The following is a 7,912-nucleotide window of genomic DNA, read 5'->3' on the forward strand; positions in this document are numbered from 1 at the left end:
CTGACGGGTGGCCACGGAGCGTTCCCGAGCGGAACCACTCGCTCGGCGGACCCCGCCGGGGCGAGGACGGGGCACCCGCGGCGGTGGTCACGCCACGAGCGTCGCGAGCCCTGCGCTGATCACCAGGACCGCGACCGCGGTGCGGAAGGAGCGGGCCGGCACGCGGGGGTGCAGTCGCATGCCCACCCGGTTGCCCACCAACGCCGCGCCGAGCAGCACGGGCAGCACCGGCCAGAGCAGATGCGCGTCGAACCTCCCGGCGACGGCGAGCGTGCCGAGCGACATGGTGTTGACCGCGACGAAGTAGCCCGCGAAGTCGGCGACGTGCTGGGTCGGCGTGCGGCGGGTGGCGCCGAGGAGGATGGCGACCGGAGGGCCGTTCAGCGAGATGGTCGTCGACAGGTAACCACCGAGCGTCCCGGCCGCGAGGAAGGACGCCGAGCCGGCGCTGCGCCGCACCTCGGAGTTCCGTGTGAGCAGCAGGTGGATCCCGGCGAGGACCACGGCGGCACCGGCGACGGCGGTGAGCACCTCGCGGTCCACCCAGGACGCCGTGGCGGCGCCCGCCACGGCTCCGGGCACCCCTCCGCCACCCAGCAGGCCGACGGCGCGCCAGTCGACGTGCCGCCGCAGCGTTCGCAGGGCGGCGATCCGCGTGCCGAGCGTGGCCGACAGGTTGATCACGACGACGTCGGCGACCTCGAACCCCAGCAGCAACAGGGCAGGTGTGGCAAGCAGGGAGGCGGCGAAGCCGGTGATGCCGCCGACCACAGCCGCTGCGGCCACGCAGAACGCCGCCAGGACGAGCACCGCCGTCATGTCCCACCTTCGGAAGATCGCTCACCGACGAGGACCGAAGGTATGCGCGCGAACACGCCGCACCGAGCGGCTCATCCCTCCAGGGCGGTGCAGATCCGCTTGCCGAGCTCGGTGATCGTGCCGTCGTCGCCCCTGACCTCCGGGGTCCACGGGAGGCGCAAGCGGTCCTTGGCCTCGTCCCGGTAGCGCGGGATCACGTGCAGGTGGAAGTGGAACACCGACTGCCACGCGGTGGCACCGCAGCAGTTGAGCAGGTTCACGCCGCCGGCTCCGAGCTCGTGGACGGCGGCCCGGGCGACGCGCTGCGCGGTCAGGGTCACCGCCGACAGGTCCTCGGCGGGGATGTCGACCAGGTCGGTGCTGTGCCGCTTGGGGACGACGAGCAGGTGGCCGTCGGACGCAGGGTTGATGTCCATGAACGCGTAGGTCGTCTCGTCCTCGGCAACCCGTGTGCTAGGCACGTCGCCGGCCACGATGCCGCAGAACACGCACTGATCACTCATCGACCGGAGCTTACGTCTCGCCGAGGGGAACGCTCCGCTCGGCGGCGCCAAGAGCAGGAACCCCTGAAAAGGGCGAGCACGGCGGCTCCGCCGCATCCTTGAACAGCTCCTCACCGGTTTCGATCGGGAAGTCGTGCGACAGAAGATGTCCCGGCGGGCTCTGGCGTTGGAGGGGGGTCGCGCCAGAGCCCGCCGGGACCGGGTGGGGCACCGAGGGGGTCAGTGCGCGGAGGCCTTCTCCGCGCCTGCGCCGGTCAGGGAGCGAACCTCCATCTCGGCGTACTCGTCCTCCAGGTGCTCCTTGGACAGGACCGTTCCCAGCCAGCCGAAGAAGAACGCAGCCGGGATCGACACCAGGCCCGGGTTCTGCAGCGGGAACCAGCTGAAGTCCACGTCGGGCAACATCGACTCGTCGGTCCCCGACACCGCCGGCGAGAACACGATCAGCACCACGGTCGTCAGCAGACCGCCGTAGATGCTCCACAGAGCACCCGAGGTGTTGAACCGCTTCCAGAACAGCGAGTAGAGGATCGTCGGCAGGTTCGCCGAGGCCGCGACCGCGAACGCCAGTGCCACCAGGAACGCGACGTTCTGGTTGCGGGCGAGGATGCCGCCGACGATGGCGACCGCGCCGATGACCACCGCGGTGATCCGCGCGACGCGGACCTCGGCCTCCTTGTCCTCGACGTTGCCCCTCTTGATCACGTTGGCGTAGATGTCGTGCGCGAACGACGCCGAGGCGGTGATGGTCAGACCCGCCACCACGGCCAGGATCGTGGCGAAGGCGACCGCGGCGATGAAGCCCAGCAGCAGCGGGCCGCCCAGCGCCTGGGCCAGCAGCGGTGCCGCCGAGTTCGACGAGCCCGGAGCCGCCTTGATCGTCTCCGGTCCCACGATGGCCGCCGCGCCGAAGCCCAGGACCAGCGAGAACAGGTAGAACAGGCCGATCAGCCAGATCGCCCAGACCACCGAGCGACGCGCTTCCTTGGCGGTCGGCACGGTGTAGAAGCGCATCAGCACGTGCGGCAGGCCCGCGGTGCCCAGCACCAGGGCGATGCCCAGGGAGATGAAGTCCAGCTTGCTGGTCTCCGACTTGCCGTACTTGGCACCGGGGCTGAGCAGCTTCTCGCCGGAGGACGCCCGGTCCACCGCCGCCTGCATCATGCCGGAGAAGTCGAAGCCGTAGAGGCCCAGCGTCCACACCGTCATCACGGCGGCGCCGCTGATCAGCAGCACGGCCTTGATGATCTGCACCCAGGTGGTGCCCTTCATGCCGCCGACGAGCACGTAGACGATCATGATGACGCCGACCACGGCGATCACCGCGGCCTGCCCGGTCCCGCTGGAGACGCCCAGCAGCAACGAGACCAGCACGCCCGCGCCGGCCATCTGGGCCAGCAGGTAGAAGAAGCTCACCATCAGCGTCGAGGTCGCCGCAGCGGCGCGCACCGGCCGCTGGCGCATCCGGAACGCCAAGACGTCGCCCATCGTGTACTTGCCGGTGTTGCGCAGCAGTTCGGCCACCAGCAGCAGCGCGACCAGCCAGGCGACCAGGAAGCCGATCGAGTACAAGAACCCGTCGTAGCCGTAGAGCGCGATCGCGCCGACGATGCCGAGGAACGACGCCGCCGAGAGGTAGTCACCGGCGATCGCGATGCCGTTCTGCGGGCCGGAGAACGCGCGACCGCCGGCGTAGTAGTCGGCCGCGCTGCGGGTGTTGCGGCTGGCCCGCAGGACGACGACCAACGTCACCACGACGAAGGCCGCGAAGATTCCGATGTTCAGCAGTGGGTTGCTTCCTTGCAACCCCTGCGCGAGGTGGTACATGCCAGCTACTCCTCAGGGGGTTCAGGAGGCGTCTTCGACCTTGGCGCGGATGCGTTCGGCCAGCGGGTCGAGCTTCCGGTTCGCATAGCGCACGTAGAGCGTCGTGATCACGAAGGTGGACACGAACTGCAGGAGTCCCAGGACCAGCCCGACGTTGATGTTGCCGACGAGCTTGATCGCCATGAAGCCGTGCGCGTAGTCGGCCAGCAGCACGTACACCAGGTACCAGACCAGGAACAGCGCGGAGACCGGGAAGACGAACGCCCGCAGCCGCCGTCGCAGCGTGGCGAACTCCTCGCTGGCGTGGGCCTCGTGCCACACATCGCGGGTGGGTGGCGGGTTGGCCGAGTCGGTGGTGCTCACGGTTCCTCCCTAACGTGTGAGGAGCGCCACGCTAAGGAGTGCTGGGCCGGTGCAGTACCCGTTCGGGACCGACTGCCGGTGGCGCGGGACGAACGGTCGACAAACGGTGGGTCGTCCGGGACGAACGGTCGGACGCGAAACCTCCGCGTTACACCCGTGAGCGATCTCCTACGCGCGTGGGCGGGCGGGCTCGTCGAGGTGCAGCCGGAGCATGGCAGTCTCGGCCCACGGCGGGGGCTTGCCGCGCAGCGAGATCGCGATCATGGTGGCGAAGGCGAGCGGGACCGCCCACGGCGCCGGCTGGGCCACCAGGATCGCCGGCCAGCCCTCGAGCTTCGGCCCGAACAGGGTCGCGCCGATGGCCCCGGAGGTCGCGGTCAAGCCGACGAGCACGCCCCACAGCGCCCCGGTCCGGGTCAACCGCGGCCACCAGATCCCGAGCACCAGCAGCGGGCAGAACGTGGCCGCGGCCACGGTGAAACCCCAGGTCACGAGCAGTCCCGCGGACAGGTGGGTGGCCGGCAGCGCGAGCAGGACGACCACCGCCGCCGCCCCCAGCACGGTCCAGCGCAGCTGCACGAGACCGCCTGGGGTGAGGTCGTGCGAGATCGCTCCGGAGACCACCAGCAGCAGCCCCAGCGAGGTCGCCAGGAACGCCGCGAACGCACCCCCGGTGAGCAGCGAGGTGAACACGGTGCCGACCCAGCCGGTGTCGACCTGCGCGGGGAGCCCGACCACCACGGAGTCGGTGACGCCGGAGAGGTAGAGCTGCGGCATGAGCACCCGTCCGAGCGCGCCGTAGACGCCGGGGAACAGGTAGAAGGTGCCCAGCAGCAGCACGGTGATGGCCGCGGCCCGGCGGGCGGCGCGCCCGTCGCGGCTGGTGTGGAAGCGCACGATGACGTGCGGCAGGCCCATCGTGCCGAGCATGGTGGCCACCAGCACCGCCCAGGTGCCCAGCAGCGGGTGGTCGGCGTTCTCCAGGTCCAGCAGCGGACGCTGCCAGTCCGAGCTGCCCGGCACGTCGATCCCGTCGATCTCGGGCACCGCCGCACCCGCCGGGAACGTCAGCTCACGTCCCTGCTCGATCTCGTGGTGGCCGGGCGGCAGCGGCACCGGCCGCCCGTCGCGCTCGCGCGCGGTCACCGGCTCGGTGACGGCGAGGTCGACCCCGACGCGGAAGGTCACCGGGGTGTCCTCGGTGAAGTGGGTGTACGGCACCGGGTGCAGCGCCTCCTGCCGCACCGCCGGCCCCACCTGCGACACCAGCCAGATCGCGGGCACCACGAACAGCAGCAGCTTCAGGCAGAACTGGAACGCCTGCACGTAGGTCGCCGCCCGCATGCCGCCCAGCGCGAGCGTCACCGACACCGCGGTGCCGGCCACCACCACTCCCACCCAGTACGGCGCGCCGCTGACGACGCTGAGCACCAGCCCCGCCGTGCGGAACTGCGGGACCAGGTACAGCCCCCCGATGATCAGCACGACGAACGCCGCCACCCGCCGCAGCTCCGCCGAGGCGAAGCGCGCCTCGGCGAAGTCGGGCACCGTCAACGCCCCCGAGCGCCGCATCGGAGCGGCGACGAGCACCAGCATCGCCACGTACCCGGCGGTGAAGCCGACCGGGTACCACAGCGCGCCGACCCCGTTGGACAACATCAGCCCGGCCACGCCGAGGAACGACGCGGCCGAGAGGTACTCCCCCGACACCGCCGCCGCGTTGACCAGCGGGGACACCTGGCGGGAGGCGACCAGGAAGTCGGAGGTGGTGCGCATGGCGGCCACCCCGCGCAGCCCGATGAGCAGCGTCAGGAGCACGACCGCGGCCACGGCCAGCAGTGCGAACACGGCTCAGCGCTCCTCGGCGCGTTCGGCCCGGCGCAACTGCCAGCGGGCCAGCACGGCCATCGCCGGGTAGGGCAGCAGCACCAGCAGCGCCCACGACACCGGCACGTCGAGCACGCGCACCCCGTCCAGGTCCGGCGCGAGGGCGAAGATCAGCGGCAGCCCCAGGATCAACGCGAACAGCGCTCCCAGCGTCACCGCGCCGATCCTGCGCTGCGCCCGGTACAGGGCCTGCGTCCGCAGCGCCTCCTCCGGTTCGAGGCGGGGCGCGCGCCAGCGCCGCCGCAGCATGCGCCGGGCGTGAGCCACCCGGGTCTGCGGGCTGGTCACCGCCACGCGCTTGGGGCCGCCGCTCATCCGCGTCCCCGCGGGTTGGTCAGCTCGGCGTTGCGGGCGCTCTCCAGCAGCCGTTCCCTCAGTTCCCGGGCGTGCCGACGGCTGACCGGGACGTCCCCGGCTTCGGTGTGGGCGTTGAGCGCGCCCGCCGAGTCGCTGCGCAGTTCTCGCACGGCGCTCAGCGACAGCAGGAAGCTGCGGTGCACCCGCACGAACCCGGCGCTCTCCCAGTACTCCTCGAGCCGCGAGAGGGGCATGCGCACCACGTGCACCCCGCTGCGGGTGTTCAGCCGCACGTAGTCACCGTGGGCCTCGACGAACAGGACCTCGCTGCGCCGCACGTAGCGGGTGCGCCCGGCGGTCTCCACCGGCAGCGCCACCATCGCGTCGGGCTGGACCGGGGCGGCGGTGGGCGGCGCGACGTCGTCCGCGGACAGCAGTCGCGTCACCCGGTCCAGGGCAGCCGAAAGACGTTCCGCGCGAACCGGTTTGAGCAGGTAGTCAACGGCTCCGATGTCGTAGGCCTTGACCGCGTGCTGCTCGTAGGCGGTGACGAACACGATCACCGGCGGTGCGCTCATCTTCGCCAGCAGCGACGCCAGCTCCATGCCGTCCAGGCCGGGCATGGAGATGTCGAGGAACACCACGTCGAACTGGTCGTTCTGCAGCGTGCGCAGCGCGCCGAGCGCGTCGGAGGCCGCCACGACCTCACCGACTTCGGGAGCGTCGCGCAACAGCCTGCACAGCTCGTCGAGCGCGGGCTGGAGGTCGTCCACCGCCAGCGCGCGCAGTCCTTCGGTCAACTCGGCACCACTCCCGGATGGAATCGCGGGACGCGGACCACCACGCGGGTGCCCGCTCCCTCGGCGGTTTCCACGACCAGCCCGTACCAGGCGCCGTAGACGCTGCGCAGCCGCCGGTCGACGTTGGCCAGCCCGACCGAGTCGGAGGGCCCGTTGCCGGCGAGGATCGCCTCGGCCAGGACGGGGTCCATGCCGACGCCGTCGTCCTCCACGCTGATGATCAGGTCGCTCCCCTCGGCCTCGCCGAGCACCTGCACGGTCCCGACCCCGTCCGACCCGGGGGTGAAGCGGGGTTCCATGCCGTGCCGGACGGCGTTCTCCACCAGCGGCTGCAGCACCAGGTACGGGATCGCCACGGCCAGCACTTCGGGGGCGACGCGGATCTGCACCCGCAGCCGCTCCCCCAGCACCGCCCGTTGCAGGGCCAGGTAGGTCTCGATGGCGTGGAACTCGTCGGAGACGGTGGTGTAGTCGCGGTGCCGGGCCAGCCCGTAGCGGATGAACTCGGCGAAGTCGAGCATGAGCTCGTGGGAGCGCTCGGGGTCGGAGCGCACCAGTGAGCCGATCACGGTCAGCGCGTTGTACATGAAGTGCGGCGAGATCTCGGCGCGCAGCGAGCGCAGCTCGGCCTGCGCGGCCAGCTCCGCCGAGTCCTCGAGGCGGCCGTGCTCCAGCGCGTCCTCGACCCAGGCGGTGGCCTCGCGCACCGCGGACAGGCGGACCTCTCCCTCCACGACCAGCACCCCGGCGAGCTCCTCGTGCACCAGCAGCGGCATCGCCACCACGGGTGGACGGCCGCTGCGGGTCTCGGTGTGGAGCACGTCGGCCACCGCGCTCACCACGTCGGGCTCGGCCTTCGACCGGCCGGACCACTGCAGCGCGCCGGACAGGTCGCTGATCGCGACGGCGTCGACGTCCAGGAGGCGCCGCAGGTCGCGCAGCGCCGCCGGGACGCCGGGCCCGGCGAGCCCCGGGCGCAGGTTCTGGGCCAGTCGCCGGGCGGTGCGCAGCACGGGTTCGGAGTCCGAGCGCCGGGGCAACCACGCGCCGGACTGCGGCAAGCGGTTGATCGGTGCAGGCATCCACGAACTCCAGCAATCGCCGTTGACGGATGCCGAGATGCTAATCCGATCGACTGATGCGGGCGAGACCGCTCGTCAACCGCTCGTCGCACATCGGCGGCGTTCGACCGCGTCAGCGGGACGATCGGTCGCGCACGTGGTGCCACAGGTCACGAGGACCGCTTACGTTGCCCAGCCAGTACCGAGCACCGCCGATCTGCAGGGAGTGCCCGTGAGCAACGTCGCCCACGACCGATACGAGCCGTCTGAGGAATTCGCGGCGCAGGCCAACGCCACGTCGGCGCTGTACGAGCAGGCCGAGGCCGATCGTGAGGCGTTCTGGGCGGAGCAGGCC

The 7,912-nt window shown here is 71.3% G+C and carries 8 protein-coding genes; all 8 read right to left on the reverse strand.

Annotated features, from left to right (window positions below):
- Positions 1-87 precede the first annotated feature (87 nt).
- A complete protein-coding gene (locus tag EIL87_RS02360) occupies positions 88-819 on the reverse strand; it encodes a TSUP family transporter (RefSeq protein ID WP_125088424.1) in 732 nt (243 codons plus the stop codon).
- 71 nt (positions 820-890) lie between these two features.
- On the reverse strand, positions 891-1,322 hold the full coding sequence (locus EIL87_RS02365; protein WP_125088425.1) for an HIT family protein: 432 nt from the start codon (positions 1,320-1,322) through the stop codon (positions 891-893).
- Positions 1,323-1,541: 219 nt separating this feature from the next.
- Entirely contained in the window at positions 1,542-3,149 is a 1,608-nt protein-coding gene (locus EIL87_RS02370) for a solute symporter family protein (protein ID WP_125088426.1), read from the reverse strand.
- A 21-nt stretch (positions 3,150-3,170) separates the two neighbouring features.
- Positions 3,171-3,512 (reverse strand): DUF485 domain-containing protein, encoded by a 342-nt coding sequence (locus tag EIL87_RS02375; protein ID WP_125088427.1) that lies wholly within the window; start codon positions 3,510-3,512, stop codon positions 3,171-3,173.
- Between the two features lie 168 nt (positions 3,513-3,680).
- On the reverse strand, positions 3,681-5,360 hold the full coding sequence (locus EIL87_RS02380; protein WP_125088428.1) for a sodium/solute symporter: 1,680 nt from the start codon (positions 5,358-5,360) through the stop codon (positions 3,681-3,683).
- 3 nt (positions 5,361-5,363) lie between these two features.
- A complete protein-coding gene (locus tag EIL87_RS02385) occupies positions 5,364-5,714 on the reverse strand; it encodes a DUF485 domain-containing protein (protein ID WP_125088429.1) in 351 nt (116 codons plus the stop codon).
- Positions 5,711-6,496 carry a LytR/AlgR family response regulator transcription factor gene (locus EIL87_RS02390; RefSeq protein ID WP_125088430.1) on the reverse strand — a complete coding sequence of 262 codons (786 nt, stop codon included), beginning with the start codon at positions 6,494-6,496 and terminating at the stop codon, positions 5,711-5,713. Before EIL87_RS02390 ends, EIL87_RS02385 begins: the two co-directional genes overlap by 4 nt.
- Positions 6,493-7,578 carry a sensor histidine kinase gene (locus EIL87_RS02395; protein ID WP_125088431.1) on the reverse strand — a complete coding sequence of 362 codons (1,086 nt, stop codon included), beginning with the start codon at positions 7,576-7,578 and terminating at the stop codon, positions 6,493-6,495. Before EIL87_RS02395 ends, EIL87_RS02390 begins: the two co-directional genes overlap by 4 nt.
- Between the last annotated feature and the right edge of the window lie 334 nt (positions 7,579-7,912).

Origin of the sequence: Saccharopolyspora rhizosphaerae, assembly GCF_003931915.1 — a bacterium.
GTDB lineage: Bacteria > Actinomycetota > Actinomycetes > Mycobacteriales > Pseudonocardiaceae > Saccharopolyspora > Saccharopolyspora rhizosphaerae.

Excerpts from the sequence above, each read along its gene's own strand:
- EIL87_RS02360 (WP_125088424.1), bottom strand. The coding sequence starts at position 819 with ATGACGGCGGTGCTCGTCCTGGCGGCGTTCTGCGTGGCCGCAGCGGCT.
- EIL87_RS02365 (WP_125088425.1), bottom strand. The coding sequence starts at position 1,322 with ATGAGTGATCAGTGCGTGTTCTGCGGCATCGTGGCCGGCGACGTGCCT.
- EIL87_RS02370 (WP_125088426.1), bottom strand. The coding sequence starts at position 3,149 with ATGTACCACCTCGCGCAGGGGTTGCAAGGAAGCAACCCACTGCTGAAC.
- EIL87_RS02385 (WP_125088429.1), bottom strand. The coding sequence starts at position 5,714 with ATGAGCGGCGGCCCCAAGCGCGTGGCGGTGACCAGCCCGCAGACCCGG.
- EIL87_RS02395 (WP_125088431.1), bottom strand. The coding sequence starts at position 7,578 with ATGCCTGCACCGATCAACCGCTTGCCGCAGTCCGGCGCGTGGTTGCCC.